Source organism: Bacillus sp. FSL L8-0152, from assembly GCF_038006365.1.
Classification (GTDB): domain Bacteria; phylum Bacillota; class Bacilli; order Bacillales; family Bacillaceae_G; genus Bacillus_A; species Bacillus_A cereus.
The window spans coordinates 5,117,092-5,139,557 of record NZ_JBBOVB010000001.1; the positions used below are offsets into that span (position 1 = coordinate 5,117,092).

The window sequence follows — 22,466 nt, forward strand, 5'->3', positions numbered from 1 at the left end:
TTATTTATTCATTTACAGTAGCAAAACAACTGTATTTACATATATAATAGGAATAGATTTGATTAGCTAATATCTAAACATTGATAAACGTAGATATTAAAATTATACAGTTATAATGTTTTATAAATTTTATAATACATACTATAATAGAACTACTGTAATTCTGAACTATTCAGTAACACTAAACTATTCCCCTTGCTACCTTCATGATTATTTTATAGCGGGGGCTTATTATATGTATAAACAATCTGAGTCACTCGAAAAATGATGAATTCGAATATTGCAGTAAAAAGCGTTATTTAGGAGGTGTTACTATGACGCATATACTGGTGATTGAAGACAACCCAGATATACAAGAACTTATTCGTGAATTTCTAATGGCACAAAACTTTACCGTTGATGTAGTTGGTGCTGGAACAGAAGGTATTCTTCTTTTCCAAAAAAATTCATATGATCTTGTCCTCCTCGATGTAATGTTACCAGATATAGATGGCTATAGTATTTGTAAAATTATGCGAGGACAATCTGATGTACCAATCATTATGTTAACAGGCTTACATAATGAAGAAAGTGAAATTAAAGGATTTGAGTTAGGTATTGATGACTATATTACGAAACCGTTCCATTACACTGTATTTATTAAGCGTGTAGAGGCTGTATTAAGAAGGGCAGCAACGAAGGAAGCAGAAGCTGCAACTATACTACAATTCCATGAATTGATGTTAAACTCTACAGCATATGCAGCTTATGTTCATGGTAATCAAATTGAATTGACAACAAAAGAATTTGAAATTATTTATACTTTACTGCAAAATCGAGGAAAAGTATTATCAAGAAGTGATTTGTTGAATAAGGTATGGGGCTATGAACATTATGGTGATGTAAGAGTTATAGATACACATATTAAAAACTTAAGAAAAAAATTAGGAATTACTTATATTAAAACGGTGAAAGGTATTGGCTACAAAATCGAATCGTAGTAAAGACAACATCACCAAAAATATTTTCATCAAAACCTTATTATTTTGTATTCTTTTATCACTTTGTCTTTATCAAATTATTTACTTTCTAGCTTCAAACTACGATAAAGAACGTTTTGCGAAAGAAAATGGAACGCCGACTACAGAACAGGCGGATTCAGATAAGCAAAACGATCAAAGTAAAACGAATCAAAATAAAGCTGTGTCAGAAGGGAACATTTCTAATTTCCAATCTTCTATTGTAGATTATAAATCTCTTTCTGCAGCTATCAATCACCTTTTGCAGCCTAGCCAAACTGCAAAAGCAAAAGAACATACACAAAACCTTTCGGGGAAAAATAGCACTTCTAATCAGCTTACAGAAGCAGAAAAGAAAGCCGCTAATAATGATGCCTTACATACACAAAATGCAGCAAGTAAAACAAATGATACAAATGATAATCCAAAGTTAGCAGATGCGTTGCAGCAGTTAGCTCCACAGGTTGGCGCGACAATGCTTGCATTATCTCTACTCGGATCTTTAATGTACGCAAAACTAATTGCTAAACCTTTTCAATATATGAGCGATGCTTTAAAAGATATTATGAATCTTGATTTCTCAGATAAAAAGCTACTTAACAAAAATACAGATCAAACAGATTTTAATTTGTCAGTAGCCGCTTCACAAGTACCAAATATTGTGAAGAATTTACATGAAAGCAATCAAGATTTAAGAAATGAGCTCAAGAAGGAACAACAATTAGAACAATCTCGTAAAGAATTTATGTCTATGGTATCCCATGAATTAAAAACACCCATCGCAGCCGTTATGGGACAACTAGATGGCATGATTCACGGAATTGGAGCTTATAAAGATAGAGATAAGTATTTGAAACGTTCCTACGAGATGATGCAAGACATTAACATATTAACGGAAAAAATGTCGGAATTATCCAAAATACAAAACCCTCAATTTAAACCGAATTTAGAAGTCATTTCTTTATCTAATATTATTGAGGATGTTATAAAGAAAGTAGATTACTTTGTATCTGTAAAACAATTAAATGTACAATCTAATATTAAACACGACGTACAAATTTTAGCTGATCCTAAATTTATTCAAACTGCTATTTTTAACATTATTTCAAATGCAATTCATTATACAATTGACCATCAGCACGTATATATAAAGCTTTATGAAAAACCAAACGGTTACGCATTAGAAGTATTGAATACAGGTTCACAAATTGATGAAGATAAACTTGCTCATTTATTTGAGCCTTTCTATCGCGCAAACCCTGATAAACACGGTTTAGTACAAGGTAGTGGTCTTGGATTATATATCGTGAAACAAATATTAGATAAACATCAGTTTCCTTACGGGATACAAAACACAGCTCAAGGTGTAAAATGCTCCATTGTATTCCCAAAAGCAATGTAACATTCACTATAATTACATACCCCAAACTCATACTTCATGTGTGAGTGGCGGAATTTTGTAGAGTATCTTACTCTGTTTCGTTCGCCCGTTATCCTTATTTGGATAGCGGGCGTTTTTTATTACTTAAAAGGAGGATTTTTTATGGATAAGTTTAAATATTCATTGCTCGTTTTATTCGGTGCTTGCAGCTACGGCATACTTTCAACTATTTTCAAACTCGGATTCATAAATGGATTTTCAGCACATCAACTATTAGGGGGACAATATGTCTTCGGATGGATTGGACTATTTCTACTCGTTCTTTTCTTTTCGCGTCATAAAGTAACAAAAAAACAATTCTTTTCATTACTAACCGTCGGAACAACAATGAGTATGACTGGGATTTTCTACGCTATTTCTGTAGAAGAACTACCCGCATCTATCGCTGTCGTCCTACTCTTTCAGTTCACTTGGATTGGTGTCATTATCGAAGCGATTGCAAATCGAACCTTTCCAAGCCGCGATAAGATCATATCTATCCTTATTTTATTTGCTGGTACATTGTTTGCAGGTGGTGTATTTGAAGGCCTCGGACAAAGTTTTTCTACGAAAGGGATTATCTTTGGACTATTAGCTGCAGTCTCTTTTTCGTTCTATGTTTTTGCAAGCGGGCGCGTCGCTACCGATGTTCCGCCTTATACGAAAAGCTTTCTTATGACAACAAGTGCTACTCTTATCGTATGCCTATTCTTTCCGCCAACCTTTTTAACAGACGGTGCTTTGCAAGCTGGCCTATGGAAATATGCTTTCTTCCTCGGCTTGTTCGGTGTTGTCGTACCTGTCATTTGTTTTTCAATTGGCGTACCGAAAGTAGGAACCGGACTTGGTACAATATTAGGTGCAGCTGAATTACCAACTGCTATTATCGCTTCTATTACACTTGTACATGAAGTCGTAACGTTCATGCAGTGGATTGGAATTATTTTTATATTGGTTGGGATTTTCACTCCTCAGCTGCTTACGGCTAGGAAAGAAAGGAAACACAATCGCGTGCATAGCGCTTGAAAAAATACAGAATTTATATAAAAGATATAACTGCAATTAAAATAAGTAAATTTATCTGGAGGTATAAATGACTATTTTAAGCATCATATTTTTTGCTATTATGTGTATCTTCTTCCTAATAAGATATATGAAAGAAAAGAAATTTTACGATTTACTTCTCATTCCCGTTTGTATATATGCAGGAGCAGTGAAAACTCCTTTCGTAGAGTACTTAAACTTTAATACTACATTTAAAATAACGTATGATATTGCAGCTATTATTCTTGTAATCCTTGCCGTACTTTTCTTTTTGAAAGATAAGAAAGAGAATCATACTGCATAACAAAAGACCTTTCATTTACTTGAAAGGTCTTTTTCTATATTTCACTTTACCGCTCCATATAGCTTCCCTACCTCATGCTCAATTTGTTTTACATCGATTCGCTCAAATAGTGGCTGCACGCTATCAATTCTACTTGGCAACGTATTTTGCGGTTCCCAATTTCGTTTAATAATCGACAATGTGCTTCTAACTCTTTCACTTGAAAATGGTAAAAATGGTTCAAGGAGATTTGCAAAATTAGCGATAAGATACACACAGTTATAAATCGTTTCTTCACATGAAACTGGAGCATCTTCTCTTTGTTTCCAAGGCTGCTTTTCATCAAAATATTTATTTGCAAAACGTACTGCATCAAATATTGTTTCTAGCGCCACCTTAAATTTAGTTTGCTCAATCGCCTCTCCTACACGCTTATATAATCCTTCTACTTTATCTTTCAGCTCTATATCAATAGTCCCCTTTGGTACAGTGCCATCATAATATTTTTCAATAAACTTTAATGTGCGGTTCACGAAGTTTCCATATGCTCCTAACAATTCACTATTATGACTGTAAATAAATTCACGCCATGAAAAATCAGTGTCACGATTTTCTGGTGCATTTACTGTTAAGAAGTAACGGATAGAATCTGAATCATAGCGTTCTAATATGTCAGGCACCCATACTGCCCAGTTTTTACTTGTAGATAATTTTCTTTTTTCAACTGTTAAATATTCATTCGAAACGATATGACGCGGGATTGCTTCTTCCCCTATTCCAAGTAATACCGCTGGCCAAATGACGGAGTGAAATGGAATATTATCCTTGCCGTGTACATAATATGTTTGCGCATCGCTATTCCAAAACTCTTGATCATCTTTTCCTGTTTCTTCAGCCCAATGTTTACTTGCTGAATAATAGCCTGTTACTGCTTCAATCCATACGTAAATTTTCTTATCTTCATACCCTTCTACTGGAATTGGTACCCCAATTGGTAAATCACGTGATACGGCCCTATCTAGTAATCCTTCCTTTACATATCTCTCTGTTAGTTGAATCGCATTGTCGCGCCATGTTCCTTTTTCTTTTGCGATTTCTACAACTTTTTTAATTTGCTCCTGAAATGTATGCAATGCAAAATAGAAATGCTCTGTTTCCTCTACAGATGGCGTACTACCACATAACTTACATTTCTTTTCTAACAAATCAAGAGGATCTAAAATAGCAGAACAAGCATCGCATTGATCTCCTCTTGCTGCTTCATGGCAATATGGACATATTCCTTCTACATAACGATCCGGTAAAAACTGCGTACACGTTTCACAATACGCTTGTTCCACTGTTTTTTTATAAATATAGCCTTCTTCTAATAAACGTAAAAAAACTTTTTGAACAGTTTCATGATGATGCTCGCTATCGGTACGTGTATAGCAATCATACGTAAAACCGAGATCACGGAAACATCGCTGAAATTCTTCATGATACTTATTAGCAATTTCTTTTGCTGTCACACCTTCTTGTTTTGCTCTAATTGCAATCGGTGTTCCATTGCAGTCACTCCCTGAAACATACAGCACATTCTCACCTTTTGCCCTGTAATAACGCGCTAAAATATCTCCAGGTAATAAACTCGCAATATGGCCAAGGTGTAACGAACCATTTGCATACGGCCAAGCGCCTCCAATAAAAATACTCATCTTATATTCCTCCTTTAAAATATAAAAAGCCCCGCCCCTATCTTAAAAAAGATAAGGGCGGGGCTGTATAAACAGTCGCGGTACCACCTTATTTCGCCAATCACTCACATAATTAGCCTTAACAAGTACGGAGCTCTATGCTCTTATACTGTGGTTTTGATAACGAGTACCAACTCTCGTCGCCGCCTACTATTATCATTTGATAAGTTCAGGACGAAGCTCAAAGGCCATTGTTCAAATGAATATTCTTGCTTCTTCTCAGCTACCGAAGCTCTCTGGAAAGAATGTGTTCATCCTACTTTTCCTTTTCAACGCTTTTACGTATAACACGTATTTTACGACTAACTAACAGAAAAATCAAACTTCAAATCAAAAAAACAGGAAATCCCATCCTCCCGCCGAATACCTATACGTTCACAAAAGGAGTGATAACATTGAACCAAAAACAACTAAGCACTATAAATGAAAAAAGCTGGAATACAGCTGCTTATGAAGCTTGGACGAATCGCCACGGGGCACCGGAGGATTATGCGAAAAAAATCATGGAAGATCCCACACGCGAAGTAGCACATTATTTACCTTACATACAATCTCCAAAAGGAAAATGTATTATTAATTTACTCGGCTCAAAAGGAAATAAAGCTGTTGCTCTCGCCCTTTTAGGCTCTGACGTAACAGTTGTTGATATTTCAGCAAGTAATGCAAAATATGCAAATGAACTTGCTGCCGCCGCAGACGTCTCTATTCATTACATCGTTTCTGATGTACTAGATGTAAATCTCTCCAAATCATTTGATATCGTATTACTGGAGCTTGGTGTACTTCATTACTTTCTAGATTTAAAACCACTTTTCAAAAAAATTTCTCAACTACTAAAGCCAGGTGGAATACTTATCCTTCGCGATTACCATCCAATATACACAAAGCTATTAGGAGTAGACCATCCCTCATTTCGAGCAAGTGGAAATTATTTCGATGAAGAATTAATTGAAGATGATGTTGCTTATAGCATCCTTCTTACAGAAGCACAGAAAGAATCGCTACCTAAAACAACCATCCGTCGCTGGACGCTAGGAGAAATCATTTCAACACTTGCGGAAGAACGTTTTAAAATTGAAAAACTAGTTGAAGAACATGGATCTCATCAAAGATGGGTCTTCCCTTCTACTGCACCAGAAGGAATCGAAGAACGTATCCCTGGTCTATATACAATAATTGCAACAGCATGCAAAAAAGGATCCCTTCACGGATAGGATCCTTTTTGCATGCTCACGCATATAAGTTGAGGTTGGAGATTACCATAATTCTGTAGAATAGGACACAAGATATTTCAACATTTCGTCTCTGACTTACGTCGTCAAAAAGGGGTATGACCAACATAACGAAGAGTAATGTTTTTTAGTTGATACTGATAATCGTTATCAACTAATTAGAAGTATACATGATGTCATTTCAAATTTCAATAGCATTTCTAATATTTATTTATGAATTTTATGATATGCAAATGTATACATTTTAAGAACTTTTTCTAATACCAATCTGACTCCTTCCATTATCTGCTATAATTTTTATTGAACAGATTAATAACTTCATAATAATGTTTTTATTAATTTCGTTTTAAATATCCATAAATCATAATAAATAGTTTAAATGAGGGTAGGGGTAACGATGAAATATGTTAGTATTCGAAAAAAACTACTGTTTACACTCTTAAGCATTTCTTCTTTATTTAGCATTGCTCTTATTGTTATTCTTTCATTCGCCATGAATCAAGCAAGTGAAATCGAAACGTTAAAAAATGATGTATCGAAAAGAGCGACGATTTTAAAAGAACGTGGCGATTGGTTCCAAGGACAAGTTGCTGGTTTACAAGAATATTTGCTATCACATGATCAAAAAGGATTAGATAAGTTCAACCGAGAAGGGAAAAAATTAGCTGATACTAGAGAGAAAGTAACAAGTGACAAAAAGCTCCCAGAAGGAATGAAAGAAGCCATTTTAATGGGAGGAAAATGGCGTAGCGTCATAGATAATGAGGTACTACCTCTTGCGCGTGAAGGAAAATGGGACGAAGCATCTAGAATTGCTTTAGCACAAACAGATTATGTAAATGATCTTTTAGGTCGTTTTAATAAATATACAAATGAAGAAAATGAGAAACGTGACGCATTAATTGCTGATGTCGAGTCTTCTTCATCACTTATTCAATATATTATTTTCTTCTCACTCATTACATGTACATTAACGTCTATTTTATTAGCATGGTGGTTCTCTGGTAAACTCGTTAAACCAATTCGACAAATTGATGAGAAGTTAAAAGAATTAGCTTCTCAAGATGGAGATTTAACGGCTAGATTACACGTAACGAGTAAAGATGAAATTGGTGATATTGCAAATTCCTTTAATCAAATGCTCACTAACTTACAGCATATAATAAAACAAGTTCAACAAACATCAACAAGTGTAAAAGAAGCTTCCGAAAATGTATTTATTGAAACAACCGCTTCTATGGAAAATACCGCAAGGACCCAAGAAACTATGAATGCTCTTGAACACAATATTCGTTCACAAGTTTCTAGCATTGAAGAAAGTTCAACCGCAATGGATGACATGGCAACGAGTGTTCAGCGTATCGCTGAGTCCGCCTCTTCTGTTACTAGTTTAGCTGTCACAACTGCAGAAAAAGCAGATGATGGGAATAAAGTCATTGAGAAATCTATTACACAAATGCATACAATTAACGAAGCTGTTAACGCTACCTCACAAGTAGTTGAGCGACTCATTACACATACAAATCATATCGATACTGCACTTCAATCTATTTCGAATATCGCCGAGCAAACAAATTTACTTGCTTTAAATGCTTCTATTGAAGCAGCTCGTGCTGGTGAACACGGAAAAGGATTCGCTGTTGTTGCCGATGAAGTTAGAAAACTTGCTGAACAATCTCAACTAGCCGCAACTGATATTAACCATTTACTGCATCAAATTCAAACCGATACAAAAATAGCAAATGACATGATGACACAAGGCCAAGCAGAAGCTTCTGAAGGAATTACGGTTATTCGTACTGCCGGATCTTCATTCTCAGAAATTGTTAACCACATTAACAAAGTCTCTACGCAAATGCAAGAAATGTCTGCAAATGCTGAAGAGATGGCTGCAAGCTCTGAAGAAATGAATGCAGCTTTAAATAATATCGCTTCCATTTCAAACGAAGTTGCTGCAGAAACATCACAAACAGCACATTCGGCTGGTGATCAAGTAAACAAAATGAGTATCGTGGCTAACAAATCATCTGAAATGAAAACAATCGTACAAGAACTTGAATTTCTCGTTTCTCATTTCAAAACAAACGCTTAAAGTGAAAATGACACGAACTCAAAGGTATAGGAAAGCAAGTTTTACAGTCTCTCTTTTTTCACTTTAAAATATCTCTTTCTATCTCTCATTCCGTCTGCTATAATTCCTAAAGGAAATAAGAAAGCTTTATTCCAACTGGAGTAAAGCTTTCTTTCAATTTTTTACATTTATTAATTCTAATACTAAGATTTCACAAAGGAGGCTTTTTATCATATGAATTTTGTAAGTATCAGAAAAAAACTTATGTTCATGATGGGAACGATTTGCGCTTTATTCGGTATCGCCTTAGCATTTATTTTATTTTTTGCTATTGACCAATCTCGTAAAGCTGAAACATTACAAAAAGAAATTTCTCCACTGGCAACAGAATTAAAAGAGCGTGGAGACGCTTATCAAGTACAGCTCTCTGCTCTAAGAGGTTATTTACTACAACATGATCAAGTCGAATTAGACAAGTTTAATGAAATGAGTAAACGTCTTGAGGATTCAAAAGATAAACTTCTTTCTAATCCAAATGCTTCTTCGTCCGTAAAAAGCACAATGGAATTAGGGTCTACTTGGAGAAAGTTCGTTGAGGAAAAAGTATTCACTCTTGCAAAAGAACAAAAATGGGAAGAAGCTTTACAAGTAGCTTCTTCAGAGAACGGAACTGTCTATAAAGTAATTGGTGACTTCACCAATTACAGTAATGAACAAGCTAAATTACGTGAACAATCTATTGAAAAAATTGACCAATCTGCACTCTTAATCGAATATGTTATTTTCTTATCACTTGTTATTTGTATTGTCGCTGCAATTATTCTTGCATGGTGGTTCTCTGGTAAACTTGTGAAACCAATTCAACAAATTGACACGAAGCTAAAAGAATTAGCCTCTCAAGAAGGTGACTTAACGGCACGTCTACAAGTAAATAGCAACGATGAAATCGGTGCTATCGCAACATCATTTAATAAAATGTTAGAAAACCTACAACATATCATTAATCGTGTTCAAAAAACATCAGTGGAAGTACAAACTGCTTCTGAAAATATGCTAGAAAAAACGAATACATCACGTGAGGCGACAGTAAGAGTCCAAAGCTCGATGTCTAACTTAAATGCAAGTATTCAATCACAAACTTCTAGTATGGAAGAAAGTTCAACTGCAATGGACGATATGGCAGTAAGTGTTCAGCGTATTGCTGAATCTGCTTCATCTGTAGCGGAACTTGCTGTTGCCACATCTGAACATGCTAGCGATGGAAGTACCGTTATCCAAAAATCTGTTTCACAAATGACAACGATACACGAAGCTGTAAATGCTACGTCAGAAGTGGTTGAACGTCTAATCACTCATACGAAATATATTGATACTGCTGTACAATCTATTTCTAATATTGCTGAGCAAACAAACTTACTTGCTTTAAATGCTTCTATTGAGGCAGCTCGTGCTGGCGAGCAAGGAAAAGGATTTGCTGTCGTAGCTGACGAAGTTCGAAAACTTGCTGAACAATCTAAAACAGCTGCAACAGACATTAATCAATTACTACATCAAATTCAAAATGATACAGAAACTGCTAGCTCTATGATGTCTCAAGGCCGTTCTGAAGCATTTGAAGGCATTAATGTTATTCGTGAAGCTGGTACTTCTTTCTCAACAATTGTAGAACAAGTAAATAAAGTATCTACTCAGATGCAAGATATATCAGCAACTGCTGAAGAGATGGCTGCCAGTGCTGAAGAAATGAACGCTTCACTTAATAACATCGCTTCTATCTCGACTGAAGTATCCAGCGAAACTGCCGCAACGGCACAATCTGCTGAAAAAAAAGTTATCGTTATGAATGAAATGGCAGTAACTGCTGGAAAAATGAAACAAACAGTTGAAGAGTTAGATCAACTCGTATCTCATTTTAAAACAGAATAGATTTTCAAAAAAATATCCCCCTTTCAAAGAGGGATATTTTTTTGAGCTCATTTCCTGCACATTATACTCATTTCCGTTATAATGAGAATCGATATCATTAAATTGTAGGAGGGGCTGCTTATGTCACAAGAAGCATTTGAAAATAAATTATTTGCCAATTTAGAAGCTGTTATTGACCCTGAACTAGGTGTTGATATCGTTAATCTTGGATTAGTGTATGATGTTACAGCAGATGAAAATAATAATGCTGTCATTACGATGACTATGACTTCTATCGGTTGTCCAATGGCTGGGCAAATCGTATCAGACGTTAAAAAAGTATTATCAACGAACGTACCTGAAGTTAATGAAATAGAAGTAAATGTCGTTTGGAATCCACCGTGGTCGAAAGAACGTATGTCACGTATGGCGAAAATCGCATTAGGCATTCGCGACTAGCGGGATAAAGAAAAAAAACCTGACACTCTAGTCAGGTTTTTTCTCTTATTATTTTACGCCTACTGCATCATAAGCTTTCGTTACAGCTTGTACAGCTTTAGAGTTTTTACCATATAAATCTTCAGCTGACTGAAGAGCAGCTTGACGCATCATTTTGAAGTCAGAGTTTGCAGTTAAATATTTCGTAAGCGCACGGTAGTAAATTTTTTCTGTCGCTTCACGGCCCACTCCAGTTACTTTCACGCCGTAATGATCTCCGCCTTCAGATACTAAATAAGCAGCTTTATTATTAATACTACTGTTAATATGAACGCCGCCATTATCAGCTGTTCCAGTATAACGTTTACTATAGTGATCTGGGTAACCTTCACTTGGTTTTAATGGGTTTGGAATAGATGCTGGATCTTTTAGTGAACGAAGTGCATCGCCTGGTTTATCAGGTGTATAAATGTCAGCACCTAAATCCCAGCTTTTCTTCTCAACCATAACACCCATAATGTCAGATAACGATTCATTTAACGCCCCTGACTCATTTTTGTAAACAAGGTTTGCTGTATGTTCAGTTACAGCATGCGTTAATTCATGACCGATAACATCAAGTCCCGCAGATAATGGAATGAATGTTTTTCCATCGCCATCACCATACATCATTTGCACACCATTCCAAGCTGCGTTATTCCAGCTCTCCCCTACGTGAACAGTAGAAATAAGCTTCGCACCTTTATCATCGAAAGAGTTACGATTAAATGTCTTTTTGTAGTAATCATATACTTTTCCTGCATTTACATGCGCATCGACTGCAGCTTTATCCTCGAAGAACTTAGATTTACTTTCAACTTCTTCGCCTGTATATCCAAGCCATTGTGAGAATAAATTAAACAAGTTTTCATCCATATTTTCTGCATCAAATGTATGAACACCTTGTCCACGCTTACCATCAAATAAATTGAATGCTCCTGTTTTCTCATCTTGAGCAATTTCAAATGATTGTCTAGCACCTAATACTCCGTAGCCAAACCCTGTAACGTGATCTACAGCATTATATTTCTCAATAACTTTTCCATTTGTTGCATCAACAAAATAATGCCAATACCCTGGAGCTGGTTTTGAAATCGATGCCTTAACTAAGTATGCAAGGTAGTAATTACCGTCCTTTTCATATACAAATAAATCTTTTTTCACACCGTCATAACTCTTTACTTTACCAATTTCTTTCTCAATATCTGCCTTAGCAATTGTTTCTGCTTGTTCCGCAGTAATGCTTGCAGCTGCAGGAATATTTTTATCATCTAAATTCGGAATAACTTGTCCGAAGAATGCTTTTACATTATTCTCTTTATCAAGTGTAACAGTTTGATCAGAACCGTACACAGGAATGTTATTATGTTTCTCAACTAGCTTTACATGTGTCGTATCAGATTCAGCGTCTTTTTCTTCCCCAACGATATTAAAATGCTTTTCAATATTTCCTGCTAATTTAAACATATCTTTCTTACTCTCTAAGTATTGAAAGACCGTCTCTTTTTTATCTAGCCCTTCCGGTGCTTTCCATTCTTCACCTATGTATGCAGGTGTTTTAAATTCTTGATGATATTGAATTTTTTGTTCTTCCGCTTTCGTTGTCGTTGCCCCAAACGCTCCAAATCCCCCGGCGATAACAGTTAACGCTAATGCTGATGAAATGACTTGCTTTTTCACTATAACATTCCCCATTCCCATAAAGATTTTTGACACTTTTATACAATTCTGATTTTTACAGCTGATACCTCTACCCAAAATTTGAGAAACATTTTTCAGACAATTCCAATCAAAAAAAGAGGACATCCTATCGGATGTCCTCTTTTTTTTACGCATTTTATTGTTTTTTCAATTCAATTGCTAAATAGTGTGATTGTTCTTTCGCTTGAATGTGAATATCTTCTTCTACCGCTTCTGCTGCATCACGCATAACAAGATTTTCACCATTGATTACACTGCTTCCTTCAATTTGTACAAGGTACAATTGACGGCCTTCTTTCACTGGAAAATGAATTTCTTTTCCAGCCTCTAATGATAAGGAGTATAAATTCGCATCTTGGTGAATTTGAATTGGTGCATTTCCTTCTACTGAAGATACCATATGAAACCATTCATTTTCGCGCTTGCTCCAATCAAATTTAAACTCACCATAGTTTGGTTTATGATCCGCACGGTCTGGTAAAATCCAAATTTGTAATAAACGCAGCGTTTCATCGCCTAAATTATGCTCGCTATGAAATATACCCGTGCCAGCACTCATATATTGAACATGTCCACGCTCAATCGTTCCGCGATTTCCCATGCTGTCTTCATGTGTTAAAGCACCATCTACAACGTAAGAAATAATCTCCATATCACGGTGCGGATGCATATCAAAACCAGTTTGCGCCCCTACTAGATCATCATTAATAACACGTAACGCTCCGAAGTTCATGTTATTTGGATTATAGTAATTAGCAAAAGAAAAATGAAAATGTGTATTTAACCAGCCATGATTTGCTCTGCCCATATTTTTATGATCAACTTTTCTAAACATAGCCTTCACCTCATACTATCTCGAATTCGAGATTTATTTTAAAATTTTTTCTTACTGTAACTTTTTTAGTAGTGTTAATAATTGCTTTTGTTCCTCTATATTTAAATTATGAAACTTCTCTGCTTGGAACGTTTCTTGAGGTGGGACGATTTCCTCATATAAAGCTCTTCCCTTTTCTGTTAAAGAAATATATTTCGTAGTACCCTCTTGTTCACGCGAAATCCACTCAAGCTGCTCCATTTTATTTAAAAGCTGCGTTACATTTCCTTTCGTAACAAATAGCTTATTTCCAAGTTCTTGCTGCGTTAAACGATCATGTCCTCCAACTTGAGCTAACACATCAAACTGGGCGGCAGATACATTCCATTTCTTCAAATGCTGATTCGTCTCACGAATACTCTTATTATAAAAACGTGATAAACGAAACCATAATAGTAGCCCTAGTCTATCTTCTGTTTTCATTTCATCACCTCGCTCGTTTCATACCATTAGTTTAGAACTAAACTTTATAAAAGTCAAATACTTATTTTTAATAAGTAAAAAGAAAGCACAGCGCTATTTCTCCACTATGCTTTACATTAACTTTCTACTCTTATATTCATCCAATTTCCTCTCCGCGAACTTCCTCGCATCTTTTTCAATCCACCGCTCTTCGTACCGTTCACTTCCCACATACAATATATCTCTCTTATGCTGCATCGCATGGCGGAATTCATGCAGTAGCGTTCTGAGAACTTGCTCATACTCTTCCCACATACAAACGAAAATTAATTGCTTTTCTTTATGATAAAAACCACCTACTGGGAATAGGAACTCTTCTTCCTCTTCTCCTAATGATAGAAGCACATCGTTTGCATCACACGTATCACAAAAAATAACGGGCGTTTTACATACTTCAATAAGAGAAAACAAATCCTCTCTCAACTTTTTGACATCCCAAGGAAGCTCCGAATCCAACACATACCAATTCTCTACCTGTTGATATACATTTTCAAACTGGAGTTCCATTTCTCTTTATTCCCCTTTCCAAGCACCCTTTTTCTATATGTATGCCACAATATGGTAAATATTAAACGTATTCTTTCATCCTTGAAAAAATGCCAATAAAAAAGAATCTACGTCGACATAGATTCCTTTTCTGTAATCACTTTTTTTTCATTATTTTTTTTAATACAAAATAACTAATTGCACAAACAATAGCAGCAAGTGCAAAGTATTTCACATATGGCCCCGCAACTTTATTAATACTTTCCCACTCTGTTCCTAATTTAAAACCTAAATATACAAACACAATGGACCACGGAATAACAGCTAATGTAGTTAGCGTAATAAACTTAGCATGTGACATTTTCGCAATACCCGCTGGTATCGAAATAGCATGACGCACAACCGGAATAAAACGTGCGGTAAAGATAACGCCAGTTCCATAACGATTAAACCAATCTTCAGCATAATCAATATGTTTCTTCTGAATTAAAATATATTTTCCATATCGCTCAAGAACAGGTCTTCCTCCATATCGACCAATCCAATAAATGAATAGTTGTGCAATTACACCACCAATTGTACCGAACGCGACAGCGCCCCAAAATGTAATGCTTCCTGTTGATACTAAATAACCCGCATAAGACAATACGATTTCACTTGGAATAACCTCTAGCATTAATCCAAGCATAATTCCCCAATAACCAAGTCCTTCTAAAAAAACTAAAACCGAATGAATCAACTCTCCTAACATCATTTACCTCTCTTTACTGTTTTCATTACAAAAATAAAAGTACAAGCAGGAAATATCTTGTACTTTTATTTTTTTTAATTTAGTTAGTTTTCGTATCCCACTTAAAGATTTTATTTAAGAATTTATATACATTCTTCGACTCTTTTGTCAGAAGTGGGCCTAAAATGGATAGTATAAGCACGTATAGTGCTGAGAATGGTTTTAAGACTGACATTAAACCACCGGCGATACCGATATTAGCCATAATGATGGAGAACTCTCCTCTTGAAACGATTGTTAATCCGATATTTGTTGATGCTTTATGAGATAATCCAGCTTGTCTTCCTGCAATCATCCCTGCTACAAAGTTACCGATTATCGTAAGAAGGACAGCACCTAACGTTAACCATATCGCTCCGCCTAATGAGAATGGATCAATACTTAACCCGAAGCTGAAGAAGAAAATAGCTCCGAAAAAGTCTCTAAATGGAACAACAAGATGTTCAATTCGGTCACTATGCTCCGTCTCAGAGAAAACTAATCCTAGAAGAAGTGCTCCAATTGCTTCTGCAACGTGAATTGTTTCTGAAAAACCAGCAATGAAGAATAAAGAAGCAAATACTACAATAATAAAGATTTCATCTGAGCTAATATTGAGCAATTTATTTAATAACGGCGTAGCCTTTCTAGCTACTATAAAGAATAGAAGCATATATCCTAAAGCAATTCCAATTGAAGTAAGGGCACCTAAGAAGGAAGCGTGATCCCCTAGTACTAAACCAGAAACAACTGATAAATATACAGCAAGGAATATATCTTCAAACATAATAATTCCTAAAATTAATTCGGTTTCATTATTACCAGTTCTTCTTAAGTCCACTAACACTTTAGCAACGATAGCGCTAGAAGAAATCGTAATAATACCCGCAATAATTAAGATTTCTAGTAATGGGAATCCCATTATAAATCCGTATAACAAACCAAGTGAAAAGTTAATTAAAATATAAATCGTTCCACCAATCGCAATAGAGCGTCCAGATTTAATTAGTTTTTTCATTGAAAATTCTAATCCTAGATAGAATAGAAGGAATAGAACCCCAATCCGTCCAAGGAAGGAAATTACACTTGCACTTTCAATAAATTTGAGATCGATAACACCTATTGTCGGTGCATGCGGTCCTACTAACATTCCAAGAACGATTAGAAAAGGAATTACTGAGAATTTAAACTTTCCAGCAATTACTGCTGCAATTGCCACTAAAACTAAAGCTGTACCAACTTCAAAAATTAACGTATCCATCTAATCAGTCCCCCCTATTTGAAAGTAATTCATTAATGATTTTTTTAATTTCTTCTCTCTCACCTGAAACTACAAGCATATCTCCTTCTTCAATTACTGTTTCTGGTCCTGGATTAAATAACTTCTTCATGTTCTTCTTCATAACTGCGATGATCGTTACGCTATATGTTTTTCTTATTTCAAGATCGCCAATTGTTTTTCCGATTGCTGAAGCTGTATTCTCCACTTTAAACCACTCAATCGCTAAACCTTCAAAAACCATCTCAACATTTTCTAACGCCCTAGGCTTATATACCATTCCACCTAATATTGCTGCGATTTGTCTTGCCTCTGAGTCACGTAGTGAAATACTTGAGATGCTTTCTTCATGGTCTGAATCAAAATGATACATTTCTCTACGTCCATCATCATGAATGACAATTACCATCTTTTCGTTACCTTTCGTAACGATTTGAAACTTATAACCAATACCCGGAAGTTCACTTTCTCTAATATTCATTTTTAGCTCCTCCATAACTTGTTTATTTTAATTTTCTGTTTTTCTGTCTTTTATTCATCCAATCAACTTTAGAAATTCTAACCACTCAGGATATTTGTGACTTGGAAATCTTTTATTGTAATAATAAGTGGACCCTAAAAAGATACTTAAAGATGTAATAATAAAAAATATATTACTTCTCATTTTCAAACTCTCAAGGCTTACTTTCAATAAAGAATCTTCTTTCAAATTATCCCCACTTTCCCGCTTTAAATTTAGTTTTTTAAAATGTAAATAATTCTAAAAATATTACGATGTAACATAATCATAACACAAAAATGATTTAAGTAACATAATTTTTTAGAAAAATTGATTCTCGTATATTTTTTGCATATAATTTTCTTATTACGAAAAAAAGGAAGTGTATTATATGGTTGATATCTTTAGCAGATTCCTTGAGGTAACGAATAATATTTTATGGTCATATATTCTTATTGCAATGCTAATCGGCTTCGGTCTTTACTTCTCTTTTAAATTAAAATTTGTCCAAATTACTCATTTCAGTGAGATGGTCAGCTTAATTAGTAAAGGGTTTAATCGAAAAGAAAAAAAGAAAGATAGCATCTCTCCATTCCAAGCATTTTGCTTAAGTGCAGCAGCACGTATCGGTATCGGGAACTTAGCCGGTGTGGCATTAGCAATTTCGATGGGTGGACCTGGCGCAATATTTTGGATGTGGTTTATAGCAATTATCGGAGCAGCTACTAGTTTCGTAGAATGTACGCTCGCTCAAATTTATAAAGTAAAAGATGGTAGCAGGTTCCGTGGTGGGCCGGCATATTACATGGAAAAAGGATTAAACAAACGCTGGATGGGTGTTTGGTTCTCACTTCTTATTACAATTGCGTACGGATTAATTTTCAATTCAGTACAAGCGAATACAGTAACAATAGCGTTTGAAAATGCTTTTGGACTAGAGCGAACAATCGTAGGAGCTCTATTAGCCTTATTAGTTGCAGTCATTATTTTTGGTGGTATTAAGAGCATTTCACGTATTACAGAAATGATTGTTCCGCCAATGGCAATCGTTTATATCGGCGTGGCTATTTTTGTCGTTATTAACAACTTTAGTATGTTACCAAGCATTTTCATGGAAATCTTTAACGGTGCATTCGGTTTAGACCAAGCCATCGCTGGTGGTATTGGAGCGGCAATCAAGTTCGGAATTCAGCGCGGTTTATTCGCGACAGAAGCAGGAATGGGTAGTTCTCCTAATGCAGCCGCAACATCTGATGTATCTCACCCTGTAAAACAAGGGCTTGTTCAAGCATTAGGCGTTTTCGTAGATACATTCTTAGTATGTACATCAACAGCATTTATCGTATTATGTTCTGGACTTTACAAAGGATCAAATTTAGAAGGCATCGAATTAACACAAAACGCATTAAGTTCACAAATTGGACCGTGGGCAAGCACTTTCTTAGCGATTATTATTTTCCTATTCGCTTTCAGTTCACTTCTAGGAAACTACTATTATGGTGAAACAAATATCGCATTCATTAAAGAAAGCAAAACATGGTTAATGATTTATCGTGTTGCAGTTGTCGGAATGGTATTCTTCGGATCAATCGCTGCTCTTAAAACAGTTTGGAGTTTAGCTGATTTATTCATGGGACTAATGGTATTCACAAACTTAATTGCCATCTCATTCCTTAGCAAATTTGCTTACGCTGCATTAGTAGACTATTTGAAGCAAAAGAAACAAGGCAAAGATCCTGTCTTCGTTGCAAACTCTATCCCTGGCTTAAAGAATACAGAGTGCTGGGATGGACAGGATGTAGAAGAAAAACAAAAGGCTGTTTAATAAATAAAAGCGGAAGCGGCTCGTTTAGAACAAGAGCCATATCTCAAACAAAGGCCCTATTACTTCACCGTAATAGGGCCTTTTATTTATAACAGTTCATAATTTGTTCAAATTAATTCCAGCAAAAGGGTTGATTTATAGACATTACTAGATTATAATAATTATAAATTAGTAATTGATATCACATAACAACTCAAAAGGAGATTGATCATAATGAACAAACAAGTAATCGAAGTATTAAACAAACAAGTAGCAGACTGGAGCGTTTTATTCACAAAACTTCACAACTTCCATTGGTACGTAAAAGGACCTCAATTCTTCACATTACACGAGAAATTCGAAGAACTTTACACAGAATCAGCTACTCACATCGATGAAATTGCAGAACGTATTTTAGCAATTGGCGGCAAACCAGTAGCAACAATGAAAGAATACTTAGAACTATCTTCTATTCAAGAAGCAGCATACGGAGAAACTGCAGAAGGGATGGTCGAAGCAATCATGAAAGACTACGAAATGATGCTAGTCGAACTGAAAAAAGGCATGGAAATCGCTCAAGACTCTGACGATGAAATGACATCTGACCTACTACTAGGTATCTACACAGAACTAGAAAAACACGCTTGGATGCTACGTGCGTTCTTGAATCAATAATAGACTTTAAAGCGGAAGCGGCTCGTTTAGAACAGGAGGGTGTTGGAACCCCTGATTACGAGGCGCTTTTTGCCTCGAATGAAGGAGTGAAACAACCGACTGTTCTAGCCGCTGGAGCTGGATATCATTAAAAGCGGAAGCGGCTCGTTTAGAGTCGCTTTTTTATGTAATGGTCGCACTTAACGGTACACGAAATTATATCAACGATTTTTCAAATATATCGATCATAACTCGCAATATATCAACGATTTTTTCATTATATCGATCATAACCCGCAATATATCAACGATTTGACAAAGGATATCAATTTGCCGACAAATCACGACAATATCAGCGCCCCTCTCCCCTACTTTTATCAATATATTACAATCTCATCTATGTTAAAATATAGGAAACACCCTTTAGTATCATAGATCCAAAAAGCTTTTCCAAATTCATCATTTACTACTTAAATGACGGGAGTGGTTCAGTTGAAAGACTACTTAATTAGAGCATTTTTTGCGTTGATAACAGTTGGGATTCTCTTACTTATAGCTAATATTTTCAATATACGTGTCGAGGTTAAAGACTATGCTTTCCTCGTTGTCGTAGCAATTGGTGGCGGATGGGGTGGCTGGTACCTGTATAAAAAACAAAGCAATCAAAATGATAAAGGCATTCCAAAGTAATATGGAATGCCTCTTTTATTGCCTTCTGTAATAAATAATGAAATTCAGGCCACTAATACAACCAATCGCAATAAACATACAAAACGATTGTGGATCTCCAGCCAAATTATACTCATCAACAATAAAGCCAATCATAAAGAGTGTTATCGCCGAAACACCGATACACAATATCGAAATAAACCAAAGCGAAAATTCATTAATTAGCTCTTTCTTCTGTGTTGAAACGATTAGCATAACAAGAATAGACGCTGCTAAAATACTTTTAAAAACAGGACGTAAATATACGAACTCCTCCATCAATTTCTCCTTTTCCAAAAACGTCATATATTAAAATTAACATATTTAACCAAATTAAAAACACATGCCATCTTAAATTAAAACGACATGTGTTTCCGTATTTGCTATGATAGTTGCTTCCACTTCGTTCCCAAAACAGGACGCTCATAATTTTGGATTGCATGAATTAGTTTATCTGCCGTCTCAGCTGAAACGATCAATTCTTTATTTGATGGATTCATAAATCCTTCTTCTGCTGCACGTTCAACCATTTGCAGAATTGGTCCGTAAAAACCTTTTATGTTTAATAAACCAACCGGCTTATTATGTATACCAATTTGTGACCAACATACAACTTCAAATAGTTCTTCAAACGTTCCGTATCCGCCTGGAAGCGCAATAAAAGCATCTGCAAGCTCTGCCATTTTCGCTTTACGTTCATGCATCGTCTCTACTTCAATTAATTCTGTTAATCCTGTATGCACAATTTCTCCTCGGAATAGACCGCGTGGCATAACACCTGTTACACGTCCACCTAAACGAAGAACTTCGTTTGCTACTTCTCCCATTAATCCAACGCACGAACCACCGTATACGAGCTCATACTCGTTCTCAACAAACATTTTACCTAACTGAATTGCCTGCTCTTTGAATTCTGGTTTCTCCCCTAAATTAGAACCTGCAAACACACAAATCTTTCTCATTCCTACACCCCGAAACTATATATTGTTATGATACAATTGACATTGTACAACATATTGAGGAGATGAGGAAGAAATGGATATCGTTGCATTTCAAAGATGGGTTGAGGAATTTTACGAAAAACGAAGCTGGTCACAGTATAATGCCTTTATTCGCTTAAATTTCTTAACCGAGGAAGTTGGGGAAGTTTCACGAGTCGTTCGTGCTATTGAAATCGGCCGCGATCGCCCTGATGAAGATGCGAAAACAGAAGAAGAGCTAAAACAAGAACTAAAAGAAGAACTTGGCGATGTACTATCTAACCTTATTATTCTTTCGCAAAAATATGATTTAGACTTACAAGACATTATGGACGCACACGTCACAAAGCTTTCGAAAAGGTTCGAAGCATCTAAATGAGAATATTATCAATTATGGTATAATATTCTTGTCACAATACTAAGGGGGATTTTATGTTATCAAAAAAATTGCACGACGCATTAAATGAACAAATGAACTTTGAATTTTACTCTGCCCATGCTTATATGGCAATGGCTGCTTACTGTACAGCTGAGAGCTATGATGGATTCGCTAACTTTTTCCTTGTACAAGCTGAAGAAGAACGTTTCCACGCAATGAAGCTTTACAACTATATTAATGACCGCGGAGAGCGCGCTATTATTACTGGATTTGATAATCCGAATAACGAATACGAATCTGTATTAAACGCTTTTGAAGTCGCACTTGAGCACGAGCGTGAAGTAACGAAACGTATTTACAACTTATCTGATATCGCTTGGGATGAGCGTGAACATGCAACAATTACATTCTTAAAATGGTTCGTTGACGAACAAGTCGAAGAAGAAGCTTCATTCGATAGCATCATCCAAAAACTAAAACGTATTACAAGCGATTCAAACGCACTGTTTATGCTAGATGCTGAATTAGAGAAACGTACATTTACGCCTCCAGCTGAGTAATATTTCAATCACCTTAATACATGTATTAAGGTGATTTTTTTGTTTGCTCTCTATCTTAAAATCACCTTAAATTTCCTCATATTTGACATAGTGTCAGATATAAAATGGTATTATTTTCAATATAAAAACGAATATACGAGGAGAGG

24 protein-coding genes and 1 other annotated feature are annotated in these 22,466 nt (G+C 35.6%); of the genes, 14 read left to right on the forward strand and 10 right to left on the reverse strand.

The genetic code is table 11. From position 1 onward, the window contains the following. Positions 1-314 precede the first annotated feature (314 nt). The 4 genes from MHH27_RS26105 (at position 315) to MHH27_RS26120 (ending at position 3,766) form a co-directional block, all read left to right on the forward strand. Positions 315-980, forward strand: a complete 666-nt coding sequence (locus tag MHH27_RS26105; RefSeq protein WP_000148834.1) for a response regulator transcription factor — start codon at positions 315-317, stop codon at positions 978-980. Next, complete coding sequence (locus tag MHH27_RS26110; protein WP_000201961.1) at positions 958-2,400, forward strand: sensor histidine kinase; 1,443 nt, start codon at positions 958-960, stop codon at positions 2,398-2,400. The genes MHH27_RS26105 and MHH27_RS26110 overlap by 23 nt, the downstream gene beginning before the upstream one ends. Before the next feature lie 141 nt (positions 2,401-2,541). Beyond that, positions 2,542-3,444, forward strand: coding sequence for an EamA family transporter (locus MHH27_RS26115; RefSeq protein WP_000357148.1), 903 nt, complete (start codon positions 2,542-2,544; stop codon positions 3,442-3,444). A gap of 67 nt (positions 3,445-3,511) precedes the next feature. Further along, positions 3,512-3,766: a hypothetical protein gene (locus MHH27_RS26120; protein WP_000154123.1), complete on the forward strand. Its 255-nt coding sequence runs from the start codon at positions 3,512-3,514 to the stop codon at positions 3,764-3,766. Between the two features lie 41 nt (positions 3,767-3,807). Here MHH27_RS26120 and metG read toward each other — a convergent pair whose 3' ends face one another. After that, on the reverse strand, positions 3,808-5,442 hold the full coding sequence (gene metG, locus MHH27_RS26125; protein ID WP_097821521.1) for a methionine--tRNA ligase: 1,635 nt from the start codon (positions 5,440-5,442) through the stop codon (positions 3,808-3,810). Between the two features lie 50 nt (positions 5,443-5,492). Next, positions 5,493-5,763 (reverse strand) — a binding site (T-box leader). Between the two features lie 113 nt (positions 5,764-5,876). Between metG and MHH27_RS26130 the strand changes: the two genes are divergently transcribed. The 4 genes from MHH27_RS26130 (at position 5,877) to MHH27_RS26145 (ending at position 11,148) form a co-directional block, all read left to right on the forward strand. After that, positions 5,877-6,695, forward strand: a complete 819-nt coding sequence (locus MHH27_RS26130; protein WP_097821522.1) for a class I SAM-dependent methyltransferase — start codon at positions 5,877-5,879, stop codon at positions 6,693-6,695. Positions 6,696-7,110: 415 nt separating this feature from the next. Continuing rightward, complete coding sequence (locus tag MHH27_RS26135) at positions 7,111-8,805, forward strand: methyl-accepting chemotaxis protein (protein ID WP_340944568.1); 1,695 nt, start codon at positions 7,111-7,113, stop codon at positions 8,803-8,805. Between the two features lie 213 nt (positions 8,806-9,018). Next, a complete protein-coding gene (locus MHH27_RS26140; protein ID WP_001012193.1) occupies positions 9,019-10,710 on the forward strand; it encodes a methyl-accepting chemotaxis protein in 1,692 nt (563 codons plus the stop codon). Between the two features lie 120 nt (positions 10,711-10,830). Beyond that, positions 10,831-11,148 (forward strand): metal-sulfur cluster assembly factor, encoded by a 318-nt coding sequence (locus tag MHH27_RS26145; RefSeq protein WP_000076418.1) that lies wholly within the window; start codon positions 10,831-10,833, stop codon positions 11,146-11,148. A gap of 48 nt (positions 11,149-11,196) precedes the next feature. On the opposite strand, the gene nprB is transcribed toward MHH27_RS26145, so the two are convergent. The 7 genes from nprB to MHH27_RS26180 all read right to left on the reverse strand — a co-directional run bounded on the left by nprB (position 11,197) and on the right by MHH27_RS26180 (position 17,218). Continuing rightward, on the reverse strand, positions 11,197-12,846 hold the full coding sequence (nprB, locus tag MHH27_RS26150) for a neutral protease NprB (RefSeq protein ID WP_000745120.1): 1,650 nt from the start codon (positions 12,844-12,846) through the stop codon (positions 11,197-11,199). A 157-nt stretch (positions 12,847-13,003) separates the two neighbouring features. Next, positions 13,004-13,702: a pirin family protein gene (locus MHH27_RS26155; RefSeq protein ID WP_075719948.1), complete on the reverse strand. Its 699-nt coding sequence runs from the start codon at positions 13,700-13,702 to the stop codon at positions 13,004-13,006. Between the two features lie 51 nt (positions 13,703-13,753). Then, a complete protein-coding gene (locus MHH27_RS26160) occupies positions 13,754-14,164 on the reverse strand; it encodes a MarR family winged helix-turn-helix transcriptional regulator (protein WP_000845480.1) in 411 nt (136 codons plus the stop codon). A gap of 111 nt (positions 14,165-14,275) precedes the next feature. Then, positions 14,276-14,710: a DUF3920 family protein gene (locus MHH27_RS26165; RefSeq protein ID WP_098235664.1), complete on the reverse strand. Its 435-nt coding sequence runs from the start codon at positions 14,708-14,710 to the stop codon at positions 14,276-14,278. Between the two features lie 136 nt (positions 14,711-14,846). Beyond that, the gene (locus MHH27_RS26170; protein ID WP_000900217.1) at positions 14,847-15,440 is read right to left on the reverse strand and encodes a DedA family protein; all 594 of its coding nucleotides are present in this window, start codon (positions 15,438-15,440) and stop codon (positions 14,847-14,849) included. Between the two features lie 79 nt (positions 15,441-15,519). Beyond that, positions 15,520-16,719 carry a cation:proton antiporter gene (locus tag MHH27_RS26175; RefSeq protein ID WP_000380223.1) on the reverse strand — a complete coding sequence of 400 codons (1,200 nt, stop codon included), beginning with the start codon at positions 16,717-16,719 and terminating at the stop codon, positions 15,520-15,522. Between the two features lie 4 nt (positions 16,720-16,723). Then, positions 16,724-17,218, reverse strand: a complete 495-nt coding sequence (locus MHH27_RS26180) for a cation:proton antiporter regulatory subunit (RefSeq protein WP_340944575.1) — start codon at positions 17,216-17,218, stop codon at positions 16,724-16,726. Positions 17,219-17,627: 409 nt separating this feature from the next. Between MHH27_RS26180 and MHH27_RS26185 the strand changes: the two genes are divergently transcribed. The 4 genes from MHH27_RS26185 (at position 17,628) to MHH27_RS26200 (ending at position 20,383) form a co-directional block, all read left to right on the forward strand. Next, entirely contained in the window at positions 17,628-19,061 is a 1,434-nt protein-coding gene (locus MHH27_RS26185; protein WP_000227586.1) for an alanine/glycine:cation symporter family protein, read from the forward strand. 213 nt (positions 19,062-19,274) lie between these two features. Next, positions 19,275-19,715, forward strand: coding sequence for a Dps family protein (locus tag MHH27_RS26190; protein WP_001041895.1), 441 nt, complete (start codon positions 19,275-19,277; stop codon positions 19,713-19,715). Then, a complete protein-coding gene (locus MHH27_RS26195; RefSeq protein WP_050428240.1) occupies positions 19,685-19,846 on the forward strand; it encodes a hypothetical protein in 162 nt (53 codons plus the stop codon). The genes MHH27_RS26190 and MHH27_RS26195 overlap by 31 nt, the downstream gene beginning before the upstream one ends. 339 nt (positions 19,847-20,185) lie before the next feature. Further along, complete coding sequence (locus MHH27_RS26200; RefSeq protein ID WP_000656312.1) at positions 20,186-20,383, forward strand: hypothetical protein; 198 nt, start codon at positions 20,186-20,188, stop codon at positions 20,381-20,383. A 15-nt stretch (positions 20,384-20,398) separates the two neighbouring features. Here MHH27_RS26200 and MHH27_RS26205 read toward each other — a convergent pair whose 3' ends face one another. Both MHH27_RS26205 and MHH27_RS26210 read right to left on the reverse strand, forming a co-directional pair. After that, complete coding sequence (locus tag MHH27_RS26205; RefSeq protein WP_000390916.1) at positions 20,399-20,680, reverse strand: hypothetical protein; 282 nt, start codon at positions 20,678-20,680, stop codon at positions 20,399-20,401. Positions 20,681-20,784: 104 nt separating this feature from the next. After that, on the reverse strand, positions 20,785-21,363 hold the full coding sequence (locus tag MHH27_RS26210) for an LOG family protein (RefSeq protein WP_001225717.1): 579 nt from the start codon (positions 21,361-21,363) through the stop codon (positions 20,785-20,787). Between the two features lie 73 nt (positions 21,364-21,436). Between MHH27_RS26210 and MHH27_RS26215 the strand changes: the two genes are divergently transcribed. Next, on the forward strand, positions 21,437-21,760 hold the full coding sequence (locus MHH27_RS26215; protein ID WP_000355746.1) for a MazG nucleotide pyrophosphohydrolase domain-containing protein: 324 nt from the start codon (positions 21,437-21,439) through the stop codon (positions 21,758-21,760). A gap of 53 nt (positions 21,761-21,813) precedes the next feature. Further along, positions 21,814-22,320, forward strand: coding sequence for a ferritin (locus MHH27_RS26220; RefSeq protein ID WP_000949403.1), 507 nt, complete (start codon positions 21,814-21,816; stop codon positions 22,318-22,320). Positions 22,321-22,466: the final 146 nt, after the last annotated feature.